The organism is Streptomyces sp. NPDC002669 (genome assembly GCF_042889165.1).
In the GTDB taxonomy this organism is placed as follows: Bacteria; Actinomycetota; Actinomycetes; order Streptomycetales; family Streptomycetaceae; genus Streptomyces.
On sequence record NZ_JBIAQQ010000003.1, the window covers coordinates 32,756 to 54,405 of the forward strand.

Sequence of the window (21,650 nt, forward strand, 5' to 3'; positions counted from 1 at the left end):
GGCCCGGGGGCCCGGGGGCTCGGGGGCTCTTCCTCCGGGGTGGCACCCGGTGCCATAGTGCGAGGATGAACCAGGTACGTGCATCCGGCATCGAACAGGCGTGGGCGGCGCTGGGCGGCGATCCCGCGCTGCTCGCCCGCATCGGGACGGCCGGCCGCGGCGGGGCGCTCCCCGCGCGGCTGCCCGTCATGGAGCTGGCCCGGTCCACCGTGGCGGTCTGCTCGCTGGCCGCCGCCGAGCTGGCCGCCCGCCGGACCGGCGGCCCGGTGCCACGGGTGCGGATCGACGACGGCGCGGTGGCGACGGCGTTCACCGGCGAGCGCCATCTGCGGATCGACGGGCGGGCGGCGGCCACCTTCGCCCCGTTGTCCAGGTTCTGGCGCTCGGCGGACGGCTGGGTCCGTACGCACGCCAACTACCCGCACCACCGGGCCCGGTTGCTCGCCGTGCTTGGGCTGCCCGCGGACACCCCGGACGAGGTCGCGGTGGCGGCGGTGGCCGCCTCGTTCGCCGGGCGCCGGGGCGAGGAGATCGAGCGGACGGTGTACGCGGCGGGCGGCCTGGCCGTGGCCGCCCGCACCCCGGCGCAGTGGGCGGCCGATCCGCGGGGCGCCGCCCTGGCGGGCACGCCGCTGGTGGCCGGGGAACGGCTCGACGACGCGCCGGTGCGCCGGGCGGCGACGTCCGGTGGTGAGCCCGGGCTGCCCGCCGCCGGGCTGCGCGTGCTGGACCTCACCCGGGTGATCGCCGGGCCCGTCGCCACCCGGGCCCTGGCGCTGCTCGGCGCGGACGTGCTGCGGATCGACTCGCCGCGGCTGCCGGAGAGCCCGGACGCGCACGCCGACACCGGTTTCGGGAAGCGGTCGGCGGACCTGGATCTCGACCGCCCTTCCGGCAGGGCCGCTCTCGACGCGTTGCTGGACGACGTGGACGTGGTCGTCGTCGGGTACCGGCCGGGGGCGCTGGACCGGTTCGGGCTGACGCCCCGGGCCCTGGCCGCGCGCAGGCCGGGGCTGGTCGTCGGGCGGTTGTCGGCCTGGGGGCTCTCGGGCCCGTGGGCGGAGCGGCGCGGCTTCGACAGTCTGGTGCAGGTGGCCACGGGCATCGCCTCGGTCCAGGCCGGGCCCGGGGGCCCGCCGGGTGCGCTGCCCGCGCAGGCGCTGGACCACGGCACCGGCTATCTGCTGGCCGCCGCCGTGCTGCGGGCCCTGACCGAGCAGCACGACGGGGGCGGCTCCCGGCTGGTCACGCTCTCGCTGGCCCGTACCGCCGCCTGGCTGCTGGACGAGCTGCCCGCCCCGGCCCCGGACGGCCCCGGCGCCGACGGGGCGTACGCGTCGTACGACCCGGAGAAGTGGCTCACGGAGACGGACAGCCCGCTGGGCCGGCTGCGGCACGCGCTGCCGGCGGTCGCCTTCGACGGCTCCCCCGCGAACTGGCCGCGCCCGCCCGGCCCGCTGGGGGCGGACCGGCCCGGCTGGCTCGCGGCCCGGTGAACGTCCTCAGTCCCGGGGCCCGTCCGTCGCGGTGCGCCCCGCCCGCGCCGGGGCGGGGTCGAGCGCCCCGGTGGTCAGCAGGTACTGCGCCGCGAGGTAGGTGAGCATGACCCAGAAGTCGGGGGCGGGCAGTTGCGGCCAGTCGGCGATCCCGGTGGCGATCAGCCCGTCGGAGAGCAGGAACAGCCCTCCGCCGACGGCCGCGCGCACGCCGAGGACACCGGCCCGGCACGCCATCGCCGTGAGCAGCAGGCTGTAGCCGGCCATCGGCACCCGCAGGTCCGCGGGCAGCCCGTTCCAGAGCAGCGCGACGAAGACGGTCAGGGCCACCGCGTACCCGAGCGCGGCCGCCGGTGAGCTGTGGGCCCGTCCGAAGAGCCACAGGTAGCAGACGTGGCCGACGGCGAAGGAGCCCATCCCGACCAGGAAGGCCGGGTCGGAGCCGAGCAGCAGGAAGGTGTCGCCGCCCCAGCCGAACAGCAGCGCCGCGACGAGCAGCCGGGGGCCGCGCCGGGCGAGGGCGTACCCCGCCAGCAGCGGCATCAGCAGGGGTTTCGCGATCTGGTGGGCGAGCTCGATCCCGGCGAGCACGCCGACGAGGTCGACGGCGCAGGCCACGAGGAACGCGACGAGCAGCGGGCGCACGAGGCGGTCCCGGCGGCCCGGGCCGGCGCCGGCTCCTGTCCGGTCAGCGCCGCGGGGGCCCCGGTCGGTGTCGGTACCGGTGTTCGTCCGGCGGTGCCGGTCGGCTTCGGCGCTCATCCGGCGCGCTCCTCGGTGGGAAGGGTGATGGTCGTGGTCGCGGAGGCCGCCGCCGGCTGCCAGCCCGGTCCGCGGAAGATCCGCCCGGCGCGCTCGCTCCAGCTGCCCGCCGCCCGTACGTCGCGGGCGATGGCGGCGTACTCGTGGGTGGCGACCCGCAGCGGGTTGAACGTGTCGATGTTCTTGGTGAGGCCGAACACGGGACGCTCCGTCTCGGCCGTGAAGGACCCGAAGAGCCGGTCCCAGACGATCAGGATGCCGCCGAAGTTCCGGTCCAGGTAGCCGCCCTGCGACGCGTGGTGCACCCGGTGGTGGGAGGGCGTGTTCAGCACGTACTCGAAGGGCCTGGGCAGCTTGTCGACACGTTCGGTGTGCACCCAGAACTGGTAGACGAGGTTGGCCGAGGAGCAGAAGGCGAGCGCGGCCGGGTGGACCCCGCAGGCGATCATCGGCAGGTAGAACGGCCAGACGGTCAGCGAGGTCCAGGGCTGGCGCAGCGCGGTGGAGAGGTTGAACTTCCGGCTGGAGTGGTGGACCACGTGGCAGGCCCAGAGGATCCGGATGACGTGGTGGCCGCGGTGCGACCAGTAGTAGAAGAAGTCCTGCGCGAGCAGCATCAGCAGAACGGTCCACCACAGCACGGGGACGCGCAGCGGGGTCAGTTCGTGGACGGCGGTGTAGATCGCGACGACGGGCACTTTCCACAACAGGTCGAAGGCCAGGCTGCCCAGCCCCATGCTGATGCTGGTGACGGTGTCCTTCGTCTCGTACCCGGCGGCCTCCTCGTCGGGGTGGAAGTGGTGGAGGGCCATTTCCAGGACGGTGAGCAGGACGAAGGCCGGTATGGACCAGAGCACTACATCGGGCAGGTTCGTCGGCATGCCAGCACCGTAGAGCCGCAGGTGGGCCAAGGACCAGACGTTGTTACCAACAAGTATGCGAGACGCGTTGTCAACAGCCTTTGGTGACTTCTGCCAACGCGCCCGTCGTACGATCCCTGTGACCTGAGCCGCCCCGGGGAGGAAATGCCGTGCAGGGTCTGGAAGTTGCGCTGGTCCGGCTGGCGACGACGGTCATCGGCACGGTGACCAGGTCACTGGTCGCGCCGCGGCCGGGGGCGGGCCTGGTCCCGGATCCGGTGCGCCCGCTCCCCCGCCCGGCGAAACCGGACCGGCTGGCGGGGGTGCTCGGCGAACGGCTGACGCAGTCGTACGCCGGGCTGGCCGAGCACGAGCGGCTGGCCGCCGTGGAGGCGGTGCGGGACACCTTCGCGGCGGCGGGCGAGCTGACGGCGGACCGGCTGTTCGCCGTCGGCCTGGAGCCCGAGCGGCTGCGCGCCGAGCTGTCGGCGCCCGCCGCGGGCCTCTCGGGGCGGGCGGTCGAGCTGTACGAGGAGCTGCTCGGCCGGTGCTGCGCGCACGCCATGGAGCAGCTGTCCGCCCAGCCGTCGTTCATGGCGCGGGCGGCCGTGGAGCAGGCCCGCGCGACGGAGCGGACGCGGGAGCTGGTGGCGGACGTCCGCGAACGGGTCGGCCCGCGCCCGGATGCCGCCGCCCTGGACTTCGAGCACCGGTACGCGGATTTCATGGCCGCGGCACACAGCCGGATGGGCCTGTTCGGGCTGACGCTCGGGCGGTCGGCGGCCGAGTGGCCGCTGGAGACGGCCTACATCAGCCTGTCCGTGAGCGGCAACGGTGCCCGGCAGAGCATGCTGGACCACCCGGCCTCGGTGACGGTCTCCGTCGAGCAGGCGCTGTCCGGGACGGACCGGCTGCTGCTGCGGGGCCCGGCCGGTTCGGGCAAGAGCACGCTGGTGCAGTGGCTCGCGGTGAACGCCGCCCGCCGCACGTTCGGCCCCGCCCTGGCGGACTGGAACCGCTGTGTGCCCTTCGTCCTGCGGCTGCGCGCGTTCACCGTGCACGGAACCCTGCCCACGCCCGAGGAGTTCCTGCGCGCGGCCGGGGTGCCGCTGCACGGCGCGGCGCCCGCCGGCTGGGCGGACCGGCTGCTGACCGAGGGCCGGGCGCTGGTCCTGGTCGACGGGGTGGACGAGGTCCCGACGCGGCTGCGCAGCCGGACCGAGCGCTGGCTCAAGGACTTGATCACGGCCTACCCGCGGGCCCGGTACGTCGTCACGACCCGGCCGTCCGCGGTGCCGGAGAGCTGGCTGTCCGGCTCCGGATTCGAGGCGCACTCCCTGCTGCCGATGAACCAGAAGGACATCCGCTCGTTCGTCGACCACTGGCACGCGGCGGCCCGCTCCGAGTGCGACGGCCCCGAGGAACGCGATCGACTGGACGTGTACGAGACCTCGTTGCGGCGCGCGGTGGGCATGCGCCGCGACCTGGCGCGGCTCGCGACAAACCCGCTGATGTGCGCCCTGCTGTGCGCACTGAACCGGGACCGCAGAATGCAACTCCCGCGCGCCCGCAAGGAGTTGTACGACGCGGCGCTGGACATGCTGCTGGTGCGCCGGGACACCGAGCGGGAGATCACCGGGGTCGAGGGCGTGGACCTGACCCGCGAGGAGCAGACGGCGCTGCTCCAGCGGCTGGCGTACTGGCTGATCCGCAACGGCCAGGTGGAGGCGGACCGCGACGAGGCCGGGGCGATGGTCGCCGAGTGGCTGACGGCGATGCCCCAGGTGCGGGGGACGCCGGAGCAGGTGTTCGCGCACCTGCTGATCCGCAGCGGCCTGCTCCGCGAACCCGCCCCGGGCGCGGTGGGGTTCGTGCACCGGACGTTCCAGGACTACCTGGGCGCCAAAGCGGCGGTGGAGGCCCGCGACTTCGGCGTCCTGGTCAAGCACGCGCACGACGACCAGTGGCACGACGTGGTCCAGATGGCGGTGGGCCACGCCCGCCCCGACGAACGGGCCCGGCTGCTGCGGCGGTTGCTCAAGCGCGCGGACCAGACCCAGAAGCACCGGCATCGGCTCGTCCTGCTCGCGGCGGCAAGCCTGGAACACGCACCGGAACTGGACCCGGCGGTGCGCACCGAGGTCCAGGAGCGGACGGCGGAGCTGCTGCCGCCGCGCACCCAGGCGGAGGCGGAGGCGCTGGCCGAGGTCGGCGAACTGGTGCTGGAACTGCTGCCGGGGCCGGAGGAGGTGGAGGGCGAGTACGCGGCGGGGTACGTGGTGCTGACGGCGGCCCTCGTCGGCGGCGAGGCGGCGTACGAGGTGGTCAACCGCTACCGGGAGGACGAGCGGGAGTGGTCGGCCGCCCAGCTGACCTATGCCTGGGACAAGTTCGACACCGAGGTCTACGCCCGGGAAATACTCGCGGCGCAGACGTGGGACAAGGTCAGCCTGTCCGTGACGGACGTCCGGCAACTGGCCGCGCTCCGGCACATCCCGGTGGCACGGCGAGTCCGCCTGGAGGGCGACCACGAGGACCTCACCTGTCTGATCCCCCGGCGCGAGCTGGAGCGAATCTTCGTCTACGACAACGCGGCGCTGAGCGATGTCGGCCCCCTGGCCCGGATGGCCTCGCTCACCGGGGTGGGGCTCAGCCTGTGCCCCCGGGTCCGTGATCTCCGCCCGCTGGCGGGCCTTCCGCTGACCTGGCTCTCCCTGAGCCAACTGGATCCCGGCCTGCCCAAGGAGCATCTGGAGCCGCTCACGGAGATCCGCGGGCTCTTCCTGAACCATCGTTTCCCCGTCGACGGCCTCTCCGGGCTGGCGCTGAGTCCCCGTCTCAGGTCGCTGTCCTTCGGCCCCCAGGTCGGGAACATGAGCCTGGAAGGCATCGAACGGTGCACCGAGCTGGAGGAGCTCGGGCTGTGGGATCTGCGGCACGTCCGGCTCCTGGGCAGCATCCCGTCCCTCCGGCGCCTCACCCGGCTCGACCTCAGCCGACTGGCCCTTCCCGACCTGGGCGTACTCACCTGCCTCGGTTCCCTGCGGACGCTCACCCTCTCCCACTGCCTGTTCACCGAGGGCCTGGGGTCCCTCCGGGAGCTGCCCGCGCTGACCCGGCTGTACGTGTACAACACGTGGGACGACGGGCCGGTCGACCTGACCCCCCTGGCCGGTCTCGACGACCTCACGATCCACCTCGGCAGCGAGACGGTGGCCACCGGCACCGAACTCTTTCCTCCCGAGCGCCTCGTACGGCCCGCCTGAGAGACCTGCCCCCTCACACCCCCACCGCCCCCAGCAACTCCCCCGCCCCGTACGTGACCGCCATCGCCAGCGCTCCGCCGCCCATGTTCCGCAGCACCGCGGGCCCCGCCGCCGCCTCGCCCAGGCGAGCGCTCCACCAGCCCGTCAGGGCGAGGGCGGCGAGCACCGACAGCACGGTCACCGGGAGCCGCACGTCGGACGGCGGGAGCACGATCGCCAGCAGCGGCAGCAGCGCGCCGACCGTGAACGCCAGGAAGCTGGCGCCCGCCGCGTGCCACGGGTTCGTCAGCTCGTCCGGATCGATGCCCAGTTCGACCGCCGCGTGGGCGCGCAGAGCGTCGCGTTCGGTGAGCTGGACGGCGGCCTCGCGGGCGACCTCGCGGCTCAGCCCCTTGCCCTCCAGCAGGCCGGTCAGCTCCTCCAGCTCCGCCTCCGGGGCCTCCATCAGTTCCTGCTTCTCCGTCGCCAGCGCGGCCATCTCCGAATCGCGCTGGGTGGAGACCGACACGTACTCGCCCGCCGCCATCGACATGGACCCGGCCAGCAGCCCCGCCAGGCCGGCCGTGAGCAGGGTGCCGCGGTCCGCGGTGGCACCGGCCACGCCGACGACCAGGCCCGCGGTGGAGACCACCCCGTCGTTGGCGCCGAGGACGGCGGCACGCAGCCAGTTGAGCCGGGTGCCGAGCCCGTTGCCGTGCGGTTCGTGATGCGTCCGGGAATCCGTCACCCGGGGATGGTCTCACCCCACCCCCTCGCGGACCCGCGGAGACACCGGCGTGTACGGGAAACCGGGGGCGGCCGGAACGGGGGAAGCCGGGAGCGGCCGGAATAGGAGACTGTCAGTCGCGGCCCGTATTCTCTGTGACCATGCTCGACGACCGCCAGACCGCAGGACCATGGCCGACCTCCTACCCGCAGGGGTACGCGGTCGTCGACGTGGAGACCACCGGGCTCGCCCGGGACGACCGGATAGTGTCCGCCGCCGTCTACCGTCTGGACGCCCGGGGCGACGTCGAGGACCACTGGTACACCCTCGTCAACCCGGAGCGTGATCCCGGTCCGGTCTGGATCCACGGCCTGACCAGCGACGTGCTCGAAGGCGCTCCGCTCTTCCCGGAGATCGCCGCCCAGCTGTCCGAGCGGCTCACGGGCCGGGTCCTGGTCGCGCACAACGCGGCCTTCGACTGGTCGATGCTGGCCCGGGAGTACGCGCGGGCCTCCGTCCTCGCCCCCGTACAGCAGCGGCTGTGCACCATCGCGCTCTCCAAGGAGCTGCGGCTCCCGCTGCCCAACCACAAGCTGGAGTCGCTGGCCGCGCACTTCGGGGTCGTGCAGCAGCGCGCCCACCACGCGCTGGACGACGCCCGGGTGCTGGCCGAGGCGTTCCGGCCGAGCCTGCACGCGGCGGCGCGGGACGGGGTGCGGCTGCCGCTGCTGGAGTGCCGGCCGCTGACCGAGTGGTCGGACTCCCCGGTCACCCCGCGGACCGGCTCCCGGTCCTCGTACGGTCAGAGCTCCTGGCGCGCCCCGCGCAAGCGCCCGGCGTGCCCGTATCCGAACCCCGGGCGGTACGAGAAGGACAAGCCGCTCAAGCAGGGGATGCGGGTGGCGTTCTCCGGTGACACCTCCATCGACCGCGAGTTGCTGGAGGACCGGGCGGTGGAGGCCGGGCTGCACGTGGCGACCAGTGTGTCCCGGCTCACCAGCCTGCTGGTGACCAACGACCCGGACTCGGCGACGTCGAAGACGGTGAAGGCCAAGTCGTTCGGCACCCCGATCCTGGACGAGAGCGCGTTCACTCATCTGCTGCGCGACGTGGCACCCTCGACGGCGCGGCCTGCCACGCCGTCATCGGAGTGAACCGGCGGCGACTCGCCCGCCCACCGCTCGCCCGCCGCCGCCCTCGCGTCCGACCCTGTGGCGCATGGCACGTTGCGAGGTTTGCGGAAACGACTACGGCATGTCCTTCGAGGTGCACGCGCAGGGCGCGGTGCACGTCTTCGACTGTTTCTCCTGCGCCATCCACCGCATGGCACCCATCTGCGAGCACTGCCGGGTCCAGATCATCGGCCAGGGCGTCGAGGTCGAGGGGCACTGGTTCTGCGGCGGGCACTGCGCCCGCGCCGAGGGGAAGGTGGGCATCATCGACAAGGTCTGACCACCGGCCGCCCCGCTTCCTTCCCCCACCCCTGCGCGATGCACCCCACGACCCCGGTTGTACCGTCGTGGGGTGTACCGCTTCCTGTTGACCCGGCAGTGGCTTCTCCTCGCCCTCCTCGCCCTCGTCCTGATTCCCACGATGGTCGAGCTGGGTTTCTGGCAGTTCCACCGGCATGAGCACAAGGTCGCGCAGAACGCCCTGATCTCCCGCAACCTCAAGGCGAAGCCGGTCCCGGTCGCCTCGCTCACCTCCCCGGGTCACACGGTCCCGCGGGCCGACTACTGGCGTACGGTGACGGCCACCGGCACGTACGACCCCGCGCACCAGGTGGTCGTGCGCCGCAGGACCTCCTCCGACGACCGGGTCGGCTTCCACGTGCTGATCCCGCTCGACCTCAAGGGCGGCGGCACGGTCCTGGTCAACCGCGGCTGGGTGCCCCCCGCCGCGAGCCAGCGCGACTTCCCCGAGGTGCCGCCCGTGCCCCGGGGCGAGGTGACCGTCACCGGGCGGCTCAAGGCCGACGAGACGACGGACGCCAGCGGCATCAAGAACATCTCGGACCTGCCGGACCGCCAGGTGATGCTGATCAGCAGCGCCCAGGAGGCCGAGCGGCTCTCCCGTCCGGTGCTCGGCGGCTACATCGAGCAGACCGCGCCCGAGCCGGTCGACGGCTCCCCGGAGCTGATCGAGTCCCCCGACTCCGGTTCGATCGGCCCGCACATGGCGTACGCCGTGCAGTGGTGGCTGTTCGCCGCCGGTGTACCGGTCGGCTACGTGGTGCTCGCCCGCCGGGAGAAGCGCGACCGGGCCCGGGCGGCGGCGGAGGCGTCCGATTCCGACCCGGAGGAGCCCGGCAGGCCCGGGAAGCCGGAGCCCGCGACGGCCTGACGCCGTGTCCGCGGGCGGGGGCGGGGCGGGTACGGACTGCTACCGGGCGACCCGGGTGTCTGTGTTGCTTAATGGGGCCCCGGTCCGGGAACACGCCAGAACGTGACCCCACTCATCGAGGACTACGCCCTCATCGGCGATCTCCAGACGGCCGCCCTGGTCGGCAGGAACGGTTCCGTCGACTGGCTCTGTCTGCCCCGCTTCGACTCGGGTGCCTGCTTCGCCGCCCTGCTCGGCGACGAGGAGAACGGCCACTGGCGGATCGCCCCGAAGGGTGCGGAGAACTGCACCCGGCGCGGCTACGTGGGCGACTCCCTCGTCCTGGAGACGGTCTGGGAGACCCGTACCGGCACGGTCAAGGTCATCGACTTCATGCCGCAGCGCGACCGGGAACCCGATGTCATGCGGATCGTCGAGGGCGTCAGCGGCAACGTCGACATGAGTTCGGTGCTCCGGCTGCGCTTCGACTTCGGCTCCGTCGTGCCGTGGGTGCGCCGCTCGCAGGGGCACCGGGTGGCGGTCGCGGGGCCGGACTCGGCCTGGCTGCGCAGCGAACCGCCGGTCAAAACCTGGGGGCAGCAGTTCTCCACCTGCTCGTCGTTCACCGTCGCGGCGGGCGAGAAGGTGGCGTTCGTCCTGACCTGGCACCCCTCGCACTCGCCCCGCCCCGACCTCGTCGACCCGCACGTGGCCCTGGAGACCACCCTGGCCGACTGGGCCGAGTGGTCCTCGCGGTGCAGGTACCGGGGCCCGTACCGGGAGGCGGTGATCCGTTCGCTGATCACGCTGAAGGCGCTCACCTTCGCGCCGACCGGCGGCATCGTCGCGGCCCCCACCACCTCGCTGCCGGAGGAGATCGGCGGCGTACGGAACTGGGACTACCGCTTCTGCTGGCTGCGGGACTCCACGCTGACCCTGGACGCCCTGGTCTCGGCCGGTTACCTGGAGGAGGCCGCGGCCTGGCGGGACTGGCTGCTGCGGGCGGTCGCCGGCGACCCCGCCGACCTCCAGATCATGTACGGCCTCGCGGGCGAGCGGCGGCTGCCCGAGGCGGAGCTGTCGTGGCTGCGCGGGTACGAGAACTCCACCCCGGTCCGGATCGGCAACGCGGCGGTCCGCCAGCGCCAGCTCGACGTCTACGGCGAGGTCATCGACTCCCTGCGGCTCGCGCGCGAGGCGGGCCTGGACGACAAGCCGCACGCCTGGAACCTCCAGTTGAGCCTGCTCGGCTTCCTGGAGTCCACCTGGCGCGAGCCGGACGAGGGGCTCTGGGAGATCCGCGGCCGGCGCCGCCACTTCGTGCACTCCAAGGTCATGGCCTGGGTCGCCGCGGACCGGGCCGTGCTCACCCTGGAGCAGAACCCCTCGCTGGCCGGGGACGCCGACCGGTGGCGGGCCATGCGGGACGCCGTGCACCGGGAGGTGTGCGAGAAGGGGTTCGACCCGGTGCGGAACACCTTCACCCAGTCCTACGGCTCCCAGGAGCTGGACGCCGCGACGCTGCTGATCGCCCGCACCGGGTTCCTGCCGCCGGACGATCCCCGGGTGATCGGGACGGTCGACGCGGTCCGGGCCGAGCTGGGCAGCGGCTGCCTGGTCCGCCGCTACAGCACGGACGGCGTCTCGGTCGACGGGCTGCCCGGCACCGAAGGGGCCTTCCTGGCCTGCTCGTTCTGGATGGCCGACGCCCTGCGCCTGACCGGGCGCGCCAAGGAGGCGGAGGAACTGTTCCGGCAGCTGCTGGAGCTGCGCAACGACGTGGGGCTGCTCGCCGAGGAGTACGACACCGGCAAACGGCGGCAACTCGGCAACTTCCCGCAGGCGTTCAGCCACATCGGCCTGGTGGGCACCGCCATGGCACTGGCCGGGCAGGACACCCTGGAGACCGACACGGCAGGATAGGGCCATGGATCTTGGACTGAAGGACCGTGTGTACATCGTCACCGGGGCGACCCGCGGGCTGGGCAACGCCACCGCCGCGGCACTGGCCGCCGACGGCGCACGGGTGATCATCACCGGGCGGGACGAGCGGGGCGTCGGGAAGGCCGCCGCCGAACTGGGCCCGGACGCGGTCGGCCTCGTCGCCGACAACGCCGACCCCGCCTCCGCCCGGCGTCTGGTGGACGCGGCGCACGAGCGGTTCGGGCGGCTCGACGGCATCCTCATCAGCGTCGGCGGGCCCGCGCCCGGTTTCGTCGCCGACAACACCGACGAGCAGTGGCAGTCGGCCTTCGAGTCGGTGTTCCTGGGCGCGGTGCGGCTGGCCAGGACCGCGGCGGCCGCGCTCGGCGAGGGCGGGGTCATCGGCTTCGTGCTCTCCGGTTCCGTGCACGAGCCGATCGCCGGGCTGACCATCTCCAACGGGCTGCGCCCCGGTCTGGCGGGCTTCGCCAAGTCCCTGGCCGACGAGCTGGGGCCCCGGGGCATCCGGGTGGTGGGGGTGCTGCCGGCCCGGATCGACACGGACCGGGTCCGCGAGCTGGACGCGCTCTCGGGCGACGCGGAGGCCGCCCGCGCCGCCAACGAGGCGCGCATCCCGCTGCGGCGCTACGGCACGCCGGAGGAGTTCGGGCGGACCGCGGCGTTCCTGCTGTCGCCTGCGGCGTCGTACCTGACGGGCATCATGGTGCCGGTCGACGGCGGCTCCCGGCACGGTTTCTGAGCGGTTCCCGGGCCCGGGAACCGTGCCGTTGCCGGGCGTCCGGCGGGGGTTCCCGGGCCGGGGCCGTCAGCTCACCCGTTCCGCCCGGTGCCCGACCTCCCGCAGCCGTACCTCGGCCGGCAGTTCGGCCAGGCCCGCCGATTCCCGGGCGTGGGCCAGCGCCTCGTCGGTGAGGCGGCCGAGCGTCTCGTCGGGTGCCGCGTGCGGCTCCATCCGCAGCCGGATCCGGACGCGCGGCGCGGAGCGCCGGCCGGTCAGCGCGACCCGGGCGCGGGCCACCCCGTCCAGGTTCCCCGCCTCGTCGGCGAGCACTTCCTCCAGGGCCCGGCCCCGCAGCCGGGCCCCCTCGCCGTCGCCGCTGTCCACCAGCACCTCGGCGAGCCGGGCACGGCGCAGCTGGGCCAGGAACCACCACAGGGCCAGGACGACCACGACGGCCAGGGCCGCGATGACCGTCGGCCACCACCAGCCCTGGTCGCGCCAGCGGTGCCGGTCGGCCGCGTCGAGCAGCACGTCGGTCCTGCCGTGCCAGGGCCACCAGGACGGCACGGCGAGGCCGAGCCCGGCGGCGAGCACCGCGCCGCCACCGCAGAGCAGCACCAGTCCGGCCAGGCCGAGCAGCAGCCGGTTGACGGTACCGAGCAACGGACTCACCCCTTCTTCGCGGGTCGGCGGACGTGCACGGACAGCCTCGGCGGCCGGGCCAGTCCCAGCTCCCCCACGGCGGCCCCGAGCACGGTGTCCAGGTCGGCCCGTACGTCGTCGAGTTCCCGGAAGTGCGACACGGCGCGCACCACCGCCCGGCCGCGGCCCGCCCGGACCCGTACCGACTGCACACCGGCCACCTCGACGGCGCGGTCGCGCAGGACCAGGGCGGCCGCGGACCGGTCGAGGGCGGCCCGGACGCCGGGGCGGTCGCGGCGCATCGGCAGCAGGGCGCGCAGTCCGGGGGTGAGGGCCAGCACGAGCAGCCAGAGCCCGATCAGCACGGCGAGGGCCGCGGCGGCGAGGACCCAGGTGTTCTCCAGCGGGCGTTCGGCCAGTTCATCGGCCAGCACCCGGCGCCACCGCATCGCCGGGCGGTCGGCCCGTACCGCCGCCACGTCGTAGAGCAGCAGGGCGGTGCCGCCGAGGACCAGCAGGGCGAGGACCGCCGCGGGGACGCGGCGCGCGGACCAGAAGCGGCCCGCGCGGCCGTTCCGCCGTGCGGGCACGGGGGCGGGCGCGGCGGACGACGAGGACCGGTCGGGTGCGAGCACGTCCCCGGTGGGGCCGGTGGCGGGCAGTGGCCGCGCCTCGTGCTCCGGTTCCAGGGGCTCGCTCATCGGACCCTCCCCGGTGCCCCGGCGCCCGCTCCCACCGGATGCAGCCGCTCGACCTGTACGGCCACCTCGGGCACGTCCATTCCCGCCAGTTCCCCGACCCGCTCGGCGACCCGGCGGCGCACCCCGCCGCACTGGCGGCCGATGTCGGAGGGGTAGCGGAGTTCCAGGCTGACCCGCACCCGGGCGGTGTCCCGGTGCACCGTGACCGTGGCGCGCGGTGCGGCGCCCCGCTGCGGCGGTTCCTCGATCGCCTCCTTCGCCGCCTGTGCGGCGATCTTCGCGACCACCCGGTCGGCGATCCGGGTCTCCCCGCGTTCACCTGCGGCAATCTTGCGGCTCACCCCCGGCACCGCCGTCACCGGCGCCGGTCGCCGCGCTCGCGACTCCGGAAGAAGTCGCCGGGTTCCAGGTCGCCCTCCACGAAGCGGCCGACCACGAAACCGACCGCCCCCAATGCGGCCACCAGCAGGAAGGCCCCGAACCCGCCGAAATACCCGGCGAATCCGAGCGCCATGCCCGCCACCATGCCGACCACAGCCATGCTCATCGTGCGCTCCTCGACTGCCTCGTGCCCGGGACCTACTGAAGTCGCGGCTCGGGCTGTTCGTCCTCGTCCTCGTCGGGCAGTTTCACGTCGCTCACCGCGATGTTGACCTCGACGACCTCCAGACCGGTCATCCGCTCCACCGCCGCGACCACGTTCTCCCGCACGTCACGGGCGACGTCGGAGATCGAGACGCCGTAGTCGACGACGATCTCCAGGTCGAGGGCGGTCTGGGACTCGCCGACCTCCGCCTTCACCCCGCGGGTGACGGCCTTGCCGCCGCCCCCGCCGGGCACCCGGTCGCGCACCGCGCCGAACGTGCGCGACAGGCCGCTGCCCATCGCGTGGACGCCGACCACGTCACGGGCCGCCATTCCCGCGATCTTCTCGACCACGCCGTCGGCGATGGTGGTCCGGCCGCGGGTGGCGGGGGCTCCCCCGCCACGCTTGACGAGCGGACTCGATTCCCGGTCCGGGCCATCGGACCGGTTGCGCTGTGTGGTGTCGGTCATCGCCACTCTTCCCTTCGGGATGATTAGCCCCTCTTTGCCCACATTAGGTGGGGTTGCGACGTCTTGCGCCATGGATGCGGCAGGCTGGGGGCATGACGACGGGTGAGGGCCCGCAGCGGGCGGGCGGATGGGCGGCGGCGGTCGGGCAGCGGCTCGGCCTCGGACGGCTGCTCCCGCTGGGTGGTCCGGCCGACGGGGCCTGGATCGCCGAGCGGGCGGCGGTCGCGGTGCTGCGCGGCGCGATGGCGGAGCAGGAGCGGGACGGGGTGCTCGGGCGGCTCAGGATCGCGGTGGCCGCCCCTGATCAGGCCCCGGAGCCGGAGGTGGAACCACCGCCGAGCGCCCTGCCGCCGGGGCCGTTGCGGATCGGGGCGACCATGTCGGCCCTGCCCGGCCGGCCGCTTCCGGCCGCCGCCGACGCACTGCGTTCGGCCCTGTTCACGGCGGCCCGGGACCGGCTGGGCCTGGTGGTGGCGGAGGTGGACGTACGGGTGACGGAGCTGCTGGACACACCGCCCGAACGGACGTCCCCCACACCGGTCGAAGTGCGCGGGGCACGGGCGACGGAGGACGCGGGGCGGGCCGCCGCCGGGGTTCCGGGAGTGGTGACGCTGACCCGGACACTGGGACACCCGGTGCACACGGACCCGGGGCGGGTGCGGGTCGAACTGGCGACGGACCCCGCGCACCGGGCGCTCGACGTGGCACGCGCCGTGCGGGGCGCGGTGGCGGCCGCGGTGGAGGGGCGTCCCTCGGTCGCGGTACTGGTCACCGCGGTGGTGGAACGCGACCGGGTGACGGGACTCGACTGAGCGGTAAACGGGCGGAGCCGGCGCACCCCTCGCCGACGGCCGCCCGGGCGCACGGAACCCGTGGGCGGAACCGGTCCGGCCGGCTCCGCCCACGGGTCTGCGGGTCCACGGGCCCGCGGGGTCAGTCGGTGATGCCCGCCAGGTCGCGCAGTCGGCGGCCCTGCGCGGCACGTTCGGCGACGCGCTGTTCCTCGTAGCCGCGCGAGACCGCACCGCCCAGCAGCGCCTTGGTCTCCACGACCGCGTCGCGCGGGGCGGCCAGCAGCGCGCCGGCCAGGTCACGGGCCGCGCCGTCCAGCTCGTCGGCGGGGACCACGAGGTTGGCCAGACCGGTGCGTTCGGCCTCCTCGGCGTGGACGAAGCGGCCCGTGGCGCAGATTTCGAGCGCGCGGGCGTACCCCACCAGGTGCACCAGGGGGTGCGTGCCGGTGAGGTCGGGAACCAGTCCGAGACTGGTCTCCCGCATGGCGAACTGCACGTCCTCGGCCACGATCCGAAGATCGCAGGCGAGGGCCAGCTGGAAACCGGCACCGATCGCGTGTCCCTGGACGGCCGCGATCGACACGATGTCGTTGCGACGCCACCAGGTGAACGCCTCCTGGTACTCGGCGATGGTCGCGTCGAGCTCGTCCTGCGAACCGCGCGCCATGTCGAGGAAGGACGGCTCGCCGTCGAATCCCTCGGGGGTGAACGCCTGCCGGTCGAGCCCGGCGGAGAACGACTTGCCCTCGCCGCGGAGCACGACGACCCGCACGCTGCCGGGCAGCGCCCGCCCGGCTTCCGTCAACGCCCGCCACAGAGCGGGAGACTGGGCGTTGCGCCTGGCCGGGTTGGTGAGGGTCACCGTGGCGACCGCGTCGTCGACGGTGAGTCGTACGCCGTCCTTGTCGAGCACGGGGTCGAGCGAGGTCATGGGGCGCCTCCGGATCCGTTCAGTCAGCACACGAAGCTAAGTGACTGAACAGTAACCACCCGGTCGACCGTACGATCGACCGGGTGGCCACCGTCAGGAACGGTGAACTCCGGGACGGCCGCACGACCCGTCCCGACCGCCGGTGGCCGTCAGGCCGTGGCGGCCTTCTTGCCCCGCGTCGCTCCGCCGCGTCCCCGCAGCGTGACTCCGGACTCACTGAGCATCCGGTGGACGAATCCGTAGGAGCGGCCGGTTTCCTCGGCCAGCGCCCGGATGCTCGCACCGGAGTCGTACTTCTTCTTCAGGTCTGCCGCGAGCTTGTCGCGCGCGGCGCCGGTCACCCGGCTGCCCTTCTTCAGAGTCTCGGCCACCCGTGCCTCCTCATGGGAAGTGCGCTCTGGACTCTCATGATCACCCCTCGGCAGCTTCCTGGCCACCCATTCGGCAAGGTCCGTGCAACCGGATTGCCGTCCGGGAAACGGGATCGGGCGACCGGAATCCTTTGTTCCGTGGGGCTGCGGGGGCGGGTGGGGCGAGGTGCGGGGCGAATCAGCAGGTCAGGGCCGCACGGGTTTTCCCGGGTCCGAATGGGTGTGCCCGGCAGGCATCTGCCGGGCACCGCACCGGGGTACGAGACGTCATCACACAGATGACGGATCACGCATGGGCCGAATGATCCAGACGGAGTGGATCAAACCTGCGCCGGGCCGGTTCAGGCCAGCGCGACCAGGTCCTGGTAGTCCGCGCCCCACAGGTCCTCGACGCCGTCCGGCAGCAGGATGATGCGCTCCGGCTGGAGCGCCTCGACCGCTCCCTCGTCGTGCGTCACGAGGACGACGGCGCCCTTGTACGTGCGCAGCGCGCCGAGGATCTCCTCGCGGCTGGCCGGGTCGAGGTTGTTCGTCGGCTCGTCCAGGAGCAGCACGTTGGCGGAGGAGACCACCAGGGTGGCCAGCGCGAGACGGGTCTTCTCGCCGCCGGAGAGGACCCCGGCGGGCTTGTCGACGTCGTCGCCGGAGAAGAGGAAGGAGCCCAGGGTCTTGCGGACCTCGACGAGGTCGAGGTCGGGCGCCGCGGAGCGCATGTTCTCCAGGACCGTGCGGTCCGGGTCCAGGGTCTCGTGCTCCTGGGCGTAGTAGCCGAGCTTGAGTCCGTGACCCTCGATCACCTGGCCGGTGTCGGGCTTCTCCGCGCCGCCGAGGAGCCGGAGCAGGGTGGTCTTGCCCGCGCCGTTGAGGCCGAGGATGACGACCCGGGAGCCCTTGTCGATGGCGAGGTCGACGTCGGTGAAGATCTCCAGCGAGCCGTAGGACTTGGACAGGCCCTCCGCCATCAGGGGGGTCTTCCCGCACGGTGCGGGCTCGGGGAAGCGCAGCTTGGCGACCTTGTCGGAGACCCGGACGGCCTCCAGCCCGGCCAGCAGCCGGTCGGCGCGCTTGGCCATGTTCTGCGCGGCGACGGTCTTGGTGGCCTTGGCGCGCATCTTGTCGGCCTGCGAGTTGAGGGCCGCGGCCTTCTTCTCGGCGTTCTGCCGCTCGCGCTTGCGGCGCTTCTCGTCGGCCTCGCGCTGCTGCTGGTAGAGCTTCCAGCCCATGTTGTAGACGTCGATCTGCGAGCGGTTGGCGTCGAGGTAGAAGACCTTGTTGACGACCGTCTCGACCAGCTCGACGTCGTGGGAGATCACGATGAAGCCGCCGCGGTAGGTCTTGAGGTACTCGCGCAGCCAGACGATCGAGTCGGCGTCGAGGTGGTTCGTCGGCTCGTCGAGCAGCAGGATGTCGGCGTCCGAGAACAGGATGCGGGCCAGCTCGACGCGGCGGCGCTGACCGCCGGAGAGCGTGTGGAGCGGCTGTCCGAGCACCCGGTCGGGCAGGCTGAGCGCGGCGGCGATGGTGGCGGCCTCGGCCTCGGCGGCGTATCCGCCCTTGGTGAGGAACTCCGTCTCCAGGCGCTCGTACTTCTTCATCGCCTTCTCGCGGGTGGCGCCCTTGCCGTTCGCCATCCGGTCCTCGTTCTCCCGCATCTTGCGCAGGATCTCGTCGAGGCCGCGGGCGGAGAGGATGCGGTCGCGGGCGAGCACGTCGAGGTCGCCGGTGCGGGGGTCCTGCGGGAGGTAGCCCACCTCGCCGGAGCGGGTGATGGTGCCGCCGGCCGGGTTCCCCTCGCCCGCGAGGCACTTGGTGAGCGTGGTCTTGCCCGCTCCGTTGCGGCCGACGAGGCCGATGCGGTCGCCCTTGGCGATGCGGAAGGAGGCGGACTCGATGAGGACTCGGGCGCCGGCGCGCAGCTCGATGCCGGAAGCGGTGATCACGGTAAAACTCCAGGGCGGTTGGACGGCGGACGGGACGAGGGCGGAGGTGTCTCGACGCCGCTCAATGCACAAGGAGAATTGCCATGGGGGCCATTCTACTGGGGGCGTGCAACTGCTTTTCCGCCCGCACCCGTCCCCCTCCCCCGCATCTCGCGCGGCGTCACCGCACCGCTCCACCGCGCGACAAAAAAGGGCATCACCGAATGAACCGCCCGATACTCGACGGAGGCGGCGAGGCGGTCGCGGCCGGAGCGGAGGGTGGTGCCCATGCAGTTCGACGACGACGCCGATCTGGACACGTCCGAGGTCCAGGACGTGCGCGGCAGCCGCATCCCGGGCGGCCGGGCCACCGTGGGCGGCGGCATCGTCGGCATCATCGCGCTGATCCTGGGGCTGTTCTTCGGCGTGGGCCCCGAGCAGCTCGGCCTGTCGTCCGGCGACCCGGACGCGACGCCGACCGCCTCGTCGGCCGCACAGGTGGAACAGGACTGCCGGACCGGGCAGGACGCGAACAACCGGGACGACTGCCGGACGGTCGCCGTGGTCAACAGCGTGCAGGACTACTGGGAGCAGGAGTTCCGGCGGCGGCAGGGAACGTACACGCCCTCGCGGACGATCCTGTTCTCCGACCGGATCGGCACCGCCTGCGGCTCCGCGACCTCGGCGGTCGGGCCGTTCTACTGCCCCGGCGACCGGAAGGTCTACCTGGACCTGGGGTTCTTCGACGAGCTGCGGACGAAGTTCGGCGCCGGCGGCGGACCGTTCGCCCAGGCGTACGTCGTGGCCCACGAGTACGGGCACCACGTGCAGGACCTGATGGGGACGCTGGAGCGGTCGCAGGACGGGCGGACCGGCGCGGACAGCAACGCGGTCAGGGTCGAGCTGCAGGCGGACTGCTACGCCGGGGTCTGGGCGCACCACGCGACGACCACCCCGGACGGGGCGACCGGGCGGCCGCTGATCACCTCGCTGACGCAGACGGACATCCGGGACGGGCTGGATGCGGCGGCCGCGGTCGGCGACGACCGGATCCAGGAGAAGTTCCAGGGCCGGGTCACGCCGGAGTCCTGGACGCACGGCTCGGCGGCGCAGCGGCAGCAGTGGTTCACCACCGGTTTCCGCAGCGGCGACATGGCCGACTGCAACACCTTCCGCTGAGCCCCGGCCGGGCCGTCGCCGGTGGCCGGGCCGTTGTCGGTGGCCGGGCCGTTGTCGGTGACCGATGGAAGACTGAGACGCAGATCACATGAATCGGGGCAGGTGGCACGGAAAGGGGTGAACGTCATGGCAGGCGCACCGGCCGGCGTTCCGACGATCTATCCGGCGATTCTGTACGACGACGCGAGAGCCGCGATCAGAACGCTGACGGAGGGGCTCGGATTCACCGAGGAGGCGGTGTACGAGGGCGCGGGCGGTCAGGTCCTGCACGCGGAGCTGTCCTGCGGGAACGGCAGGGTGATGCTGGGGTCCAAGGGCCGGGCGGGCGTCTTCGCCGAGGCGATGCGGGATTCGGGCCCGGTCGGGGTCTACGTCGTGGTGGACGAGGTCGACGCGCACCACGCGCGGGCCGTGGAGCACGGGGTGGAGATCCTGATGCCGCCCACCGACCAGGACTACGGCTCGCGCGACTACACGGCGCGGGACGCCGAGGGCAACGTGTGGACCTTCGGGACGTACGCGCCGGGGTCGGCGGACTGAGCGCCGGACGGGCGTCCGGGGCGGGGCCGCTGCCCGGCCCGGCCCGTGGAGCACGGGCCGGGCGCGGCACGCGCCGGGGTCACGCGCCCCCGGTGTGCACCTGGAACGCGGCCCGGCGCACCGCCTTGGCCAGTGCGGGGTCCGGGTGCGCGGCGGCCAGCGCCACCAGCACCTGCACGGTGCGCGGGTGGCCGACGGCCCGTACCTCGTCCAGCAGGGCCGGGACCGTGCCCTGGACGGCCGAGTCGAGGTGCCGGACCAGCAGCCCGGTCTCGCCGTGGTCGGCGACGGCGGCCGCGGTGTCGACCCAGAGCCAGGTGGCCTCCTCCCGGCTGAGGACGTCCTGGGCGTCCTCGGGGTCGGCCCCGTCGTACTCGGCCAGCCAGAGCAGCGCGTAGGGGCGCAGCGAGGGGTCGTCCGCGACGGCGCGCACCTCGGGCTCGGCGGGGGCGCCGACGACCCGGAGCGCCTCGAAGGCGAGTCCCCGCAGCAGCGCGTCCTCGCCGCGGGCGACGGCGAGGAGTTCGGCGACGGCGCTGCCGACGGGGCGGGCCGCCAGCCAGGCCCGGTACTCGTCGCGGGCCGGGCCCGGGGTGAGCCGGGCGCAGCCGAGCAGCATGTCGGCGGCGGACTGCTCGATGTTCCCGGCCGGGCTCTGGGCCGCGACGCAGATCTGCTCCAGCTTGACCCAGACCGCCCAGTTGCCGAGCGGGGTGAGGGTGGCGTGCCCGGCGCCGAGGGTGAGGGCGCCGACGGCGGCCAGTCCCTCCAGGGCCCAGTCCAGCAGGGCGGCGGGGTCGGCAGGAGGGGCGGACTCGGCCGGCGCGGGCAGCGGCTGCGGCCCGTACGGCACCTCGCAGCGTTCCTCGCGGAGTTCCGCGACGCGCTGGCCGAGCAGGTCCAGCAGGGCGGGCACGGTGACCGGGCCCGCCGAGAGCTGGAGGAGGGAGAGCACCTGCGGCACGGCCTCGACGGCCTCGGCGACGGCGGTGGACTCGATGTCCTGGGGCGCCGGGTGGACGAGCGACCAGGCGTCGAAGAGCGCCACCCAGCCGCGCAGGACCGCGGAGTCGTCGCGGTCCCAGGCGCGCAGCCGCCAGCCGGGGCGCGCGGTGTCGCCGTGCAGTTCGACGAGACCGGCGAGCCTGGCCCGGTCCCAGCCGGAGCGGATCTGGGCCGGGGACAACTCCAGGGCCGTGGCGGCCCGTTCGAGAGCCTGGGCGGCGAGCGGGGGCGCGCCGGGAATCGCGCCGTCGGCCGCCCAGCGGGCGATCCGTACGGCATCGGCGAGAACCGTCCTGGCCTGGTGGGCCAGTTCGGACCGGGGCGGGGTGCCCTCCGGTGGTCGGGGGGCCGGCCTGGTGCGCCGGGTGGTCACGGCCTTGCGAGCGGTGGCAAGGGGTCGCGGGCGGACAAGTCGCAGCCTGGAGTCGCGCGGGG

General features: G+C 73.6%; 22 protein-coding genes. 10 read left to right on the forward strand and 12 right to left on the reverse strand.

Features of this window, described 5'->3' with window-relative positions:
* Positions 1–65: 65 nt before the first annotated feature.
* Positions 66–1,496: a CoA transferase gene (locus ACFYW1_RS04975; RefSeq protein ID WP_388987124.1), complete on the forward strand. Its 1,431-nt coding sequence runs from the start codon at positions 66–68 to the stop codon at positions 1,494–1,496.
* 6 nt (positions 1,497–1,502) lie between these two features.
* On the opposite strand, the gene ACFYW1_RS04980 is transcribed toward ACFYW1_RS04975, so the two are convergent.
* Both ACFYW1_RS04980 and ACFYW1_RS04985 read right to left on the reverse strand, forming a co-directional pair.
* Positions 1,503–2,258, reverse strand: a complete 756-nt coding sequence (locus ACFYW1_RS04980; RefSeq protein WP_388987127.1) for a lysoplasmalogenase — start codon at positions 2,256–2,258, stop codon at positions 1,503–1,505.
* Positions 2,255–3,139: a sterol desaturase family protein gene (locus tag ACFYW1_RS04985; RefSeq protein WP_388987129.1), complete on the reverse strand. Its 885-nt coding sequence runs from the start codon at positions 3,137–3,139 to the stop codon at positions 2,255–2,257. The genes ACFYW1_RS04980 and ACFYW1_RS04985 overlap by 4 nt, the downstream gene beginning before the upstream one ends.
* Positions 3,140–3,288: 149 nt before the next feature.
* Between ACFYW1_RS04985 and ACFYW1_RS04990 the strand changes: the two genes are divergently transcribed.
* Complete coding sequence (locus ACFYW1_RS04990) at positions 3,289–6,384, forward strand: NACHT domain-containing protein (protein WP_388987132.1); 3,096 nt, start codon at positions 3,289–3,291, stop codon at positions 6,382–6,384.
* A gap of 13 nt (positions 6,385–6,397) precedes the next feature.
* Here the strand turns inward: ACFYW1_RS04990 and ACFYW1_RS04995 are convergent, their stop codons facing one another.
* Positions 6,398–7,111 (reverse strand): VIT family protein, encoded by a 714-nt coding sequence (locus tag ACFYW1_RS04995; protein ID WP_388987135.1) that lies wholly within the window; start codon positions 7,109–7,111, stop codon positions 6,398–6,400.
* Between the two features lie 134 nt (positions 7,112–7,245).
* Here ACFYW1_RS04995 and ACFYW1_RS05000 point away from each other — a divergent pair, with 134 nt between their 5' ends.
* From ACFYW1_RS05000 to ACFYW1_RS05020, 5 genes are all read left to right on the forward strand, one after another.
* Entirely contained in the window at positions 7,246–8,244 is a 999-nt protein-coding gene (locus tag ACFYW1_RS05000; protein ID WP_388987138.1) for a DEDDh family exonuclease, read from the forward strand.
* A 64-nt stretch (positions 8,245–8,308) separates the two neighbouring features.
* The gene (locus tag ACFYW1_RS05005; RefSeq protein WP_078532401.1) at positions 8,309–8,542 is read left to right on the forward strand and encodes a hypothetical protein; all 234 of its coding nucleotides are present in this window, start codon (positions 8,309–8,311) and stop codon (positions 8,540–8,542) included.
* Positions 8,543–8,614: 72 nt separating this feature from the next.
* Positions 8,615–9,433, forward strand: coding sequence for an SURF1 family protein (locus tag ACFYW1_RS05010; RefSeq protein WP_388987142.1), 819 nt, complete (start codon positions 8,615–8,617; stop codon positions 9,431–9,433).
* A gap of 102 nt (positions 9,434–9,535) precedes the next feature.
* Positions 9,536–11,335, forward strand: coding sequence for a glycoside hydrolase family 15 protein (locus tag ACFYW1_RS05015; RefSeq protein WP_388987145.1), 1,800 nt, complete (start codon positions 9,536–9,538; stop codon positions 11,333–11,335).
* 4 nt (positions 11,336–11,339) lie between these two features.
* Positions 11,340–12,095, forward strand: a complete 756-nt coding sequence (locus tag ACFYW1_RS05020) for an SDR family oxidoreductase (protein WP_388987148.1) — start codon at positions 11,340–11,342, stop codon at positions 12,093–12,095.
* Positions 12,096–12,161: 66 nt separating this feature from the next.
* On the opposite strand, the gene amaP is transcribed toward ACFYW1_RS05020, so the two are convergent.
* Genes amaP through ACFYW1_RS05045 form a run of 5 tightly spaced genes read right to left on the reverse strand, consistent with a single transcriptional unit; the run spans position 12,162 to position 14,476 of the window.
* The gene (amaP, locus tag ACFYW1_RS05025; RefSeq protein WP_388987151.1) at positions 12,162–12,740 is read right to left on the reverse strand and encodes an alkaline shock response membrane anchor protein AmaP; all 579 of its coding nucleotides are present in this window, start codon (positions 12,738–12,740) and stop codon (positions 12,162–12,164) included.
* A 5-nt stretch (positions 12,741–12,745) separates the two neighbouring features.
* Positions 12,746–13,420 (reverse strand): DUF6286 domain-containing protein, encoded by a 675-nt coding sequence (locus ACFYW1_RS05030; protein WP_388987154.1) that lies wholly within the window; start codon positions 13,418–13,420, stop codon positions 12,746–12,748.
* A complete protein-coding gene (locus ACFYW1_RS05035; protein ID WP_388987157.1) occupies positions 13,417–13,779 on the reverse strand; it encodes a hypothetical protein in 363 nt (120 codons plus the stop codon). The genes ACFYW1_RS05030 and ACFYW1_RS05035 overlap by 4 nt, the downstream gene beginning before the upstream one ends.
* Entirely contained in the window at positions 13,776–13,967 is a 192-nt protein-coding gene (locus ACFYW1_RS05040) for a hypothetical protein (protein WP_356934498.1), read from the reverse strand. Before ACFYW1_RS05040 ends, ACFYW1_RS05035 begins: the two co-directional genes overlap by 4 nt.
* 32 nt (positions 13,968–13,999) lie before the next feature.
* Entirely contained in the window at positions 14,000–14,476 is a 477-nt protein-coding gene (locus ACFYW1_RS05045; protein WP_388987161.1) for an Asp23/Gls24 family envelope stress response protein, read from the reverse strand.
* 92 nt (positions 14,477–14,568) lie between these two features.
* Between ACFYW1_RS05045 and ACFYW1_RS05050 the strand changes: the two genes are divergently transcribed.
* A complete protein-coding gene (locus ACFYW1_RS05050) occupies positions 14,569–15,288 on the forward strand; it encodes a hypothetical protein (RefSeq protein ID WP_388987164.1) in 720 nt (239 codons plus the stop codon).
* A 121-nt stretch (positions 15,289–15,409) separates the two neighbouring features.
* Here ACFYW1_RS05050 and ACFYW1_RS05055 read toward each other — a convergent pair whose 3' ends face one another.
* From ACFYW1_RS05055 to ACFYW1_RS05065, 3 genes are all read right to left on the reverse strand, one after another.
* On the reverse strand, positions 15,410–16,201 hold the full coding sequence (locus tag ACFYW1_RS05055; protein ID WP_388987167.1) for an enoyl-CoA hydratase/isomerase family protein: 792 nt from the start codon (positions 16,199–16,201) through the stop codon (positions 15,410–15,412).
* A gap of 149 nt (positions 16,202–16,350) precedes the next feature.
* Complete coding sequence (locus tag ACFYW1_RS05060; protein WP_018518904.1) at positions 16,351–16,572, reverse strand: helix-turn-helix domain-containing protein; 222 nt, start codon at positions 16,570–16,572, stop codon at positions 16,351–16,353.
* Positions 16,573–16,913: 341 nt separating this feature from the next.
* A complete protein-coding gene (locus ACFYW1_RS05065; RefSeq protein ID WP_385597738.1) occupies positions 16,914–18,512 on the reverse strand; it encodes an ABC-F family ATP-binding cassette domain-containing protein in 1,599 nt (532 codons plus the stop codon).
* Positions 18,513–18,779: 267 nt separating this feature from the next.
* Here ACFYW1_RS05065 and ACFYW1_RS05070 point away from each other — a divergent pair, with 267 nt between their 5' ends.
* Positions 18,780–19,670: a neutral zinc metallopeptidase gene (locus ACFYW1_RS05070; protein ID WP_388987171.1), complete on the forward strand. Its 891-nt coding sequence runs from the start codon at positions 18,780–18,782 to the stop codon at positions 19,668–19,670.
* A gap of 126 nt (positions 19,671–19,796) precedes the next feature.
* On the forward strand, positions 19,797–20,210 hold the full coding sequence (locus tag ACFYW1_RS05075; RefSeq protein WP_148834025.1) for a VOC family protein: 414 nt from the start codon (positions 19,797–19,799) through the stop codon (positions 20,208–20,210).
* A 79-nt stretch (positions 20,211–20,289) separates the two neighbouring features.
* On the opposite strand, the gene ACFYW1_RS05080 is transcribed toward ACFYW1_RS05075, so the two are convergent.
* The gene (locus ACFYW1_RS05080; protein WP_388988135.1) at positions 20,290–21,588 is read right to left on the reverse strand and encodes a hypothetical protein; all 1,299 of its coding nucleotides are present in this window, start codon (positions 21,586–21,588) and stop codon (positions 20,290–20,292) included.
* Between the last annotated feature and the right edge of the window lie 62 nt (positions 21,589–21,650).

Coding starts and splice junctions, on each gene's coding strand:
- ACFYW1_RS04975 (WP_388987124.1), top strand. CDS start 66: ATGAACCAGGTACGTGCATCCGGCATCGAACAGGCGTGGGCGGCGCTG.
- ACFYW1_RS04980 (WP_388987127.1), bottom strand. CDS start 2,258: ATGAGCGCCGAAGCCGACCGGCACCGCCGGACGAACACCGGTACCGAC.
- ACFYW1_RS04985 (WP_388987129.1), bottom strand. CDS start 3,139: ATGCCGACGAACCTGCCCGATGTAGTGCTCTGGTCCATACCGGCCTTC.
- ACFYW1_RS05005 (WP_078532401.1), top strand. CDS start 8,309: ATGGCACGTTGCGAGGTTTGCGGAAACGACTACGGCATGTCCTTCGAG.
- ACFYW1_RS05020 (WP_388987148.1), top strand. CDS start 11,340: ATGGATCTTGGACTGAAGGACCGTGTGTACATCGTCACCGGGGCGACC.
- ACFYW1_RS05030 (WP_388987154.1), bottom strand. CDS start 13,420: ATGAGCGAGCCCCTGGAACCGGAGCACGAGGCGCGGCCACTGCCCGCC.
- ACFYW1_RS05040 (WP_356934498.1), bottom strand. CDS start 13,967: ATGAGCATGGCTGTGGTCGGCATGGTGGCGGGCATGGCGCTCGGATTC.
- ACFYW1_RS05045 (WP_388987161.1), bottom strand. CDS start 14,476: ATGACCGACACCACACAGCGCAACCGGTCCGATGGCCCGGACCGGGAA.
- ACFYW1_RS05050 (WP_388987164.1), top strand. CDS start 14,569: ATGACGACGGGTGAGGGCCCGCAGCGGGCGGGCGGATGGGCGGCGGCG.
- ACFYW1_RS05055 (WP_388987167.1), bottom strand. CDS start 16,201: ATGACCTCGCTCGACCCCGTGCTCGACAAGGACGGCGTACGACTCACC.
- ACFYW1_RS05070 (WP_388987171.1), top strand. CDS start 18,780: ATGCAGTTCGACGACGACGCCGATCTGGACACGTCCGAGGTCCAGGAC.
- ACFYW1_RS05075 (WP_148834025.1), top strand. CDS start 19,797: ATGGCAGGCGCACCGGCCGGCGTTCCGACGATCTATCCGGCGATTCTG.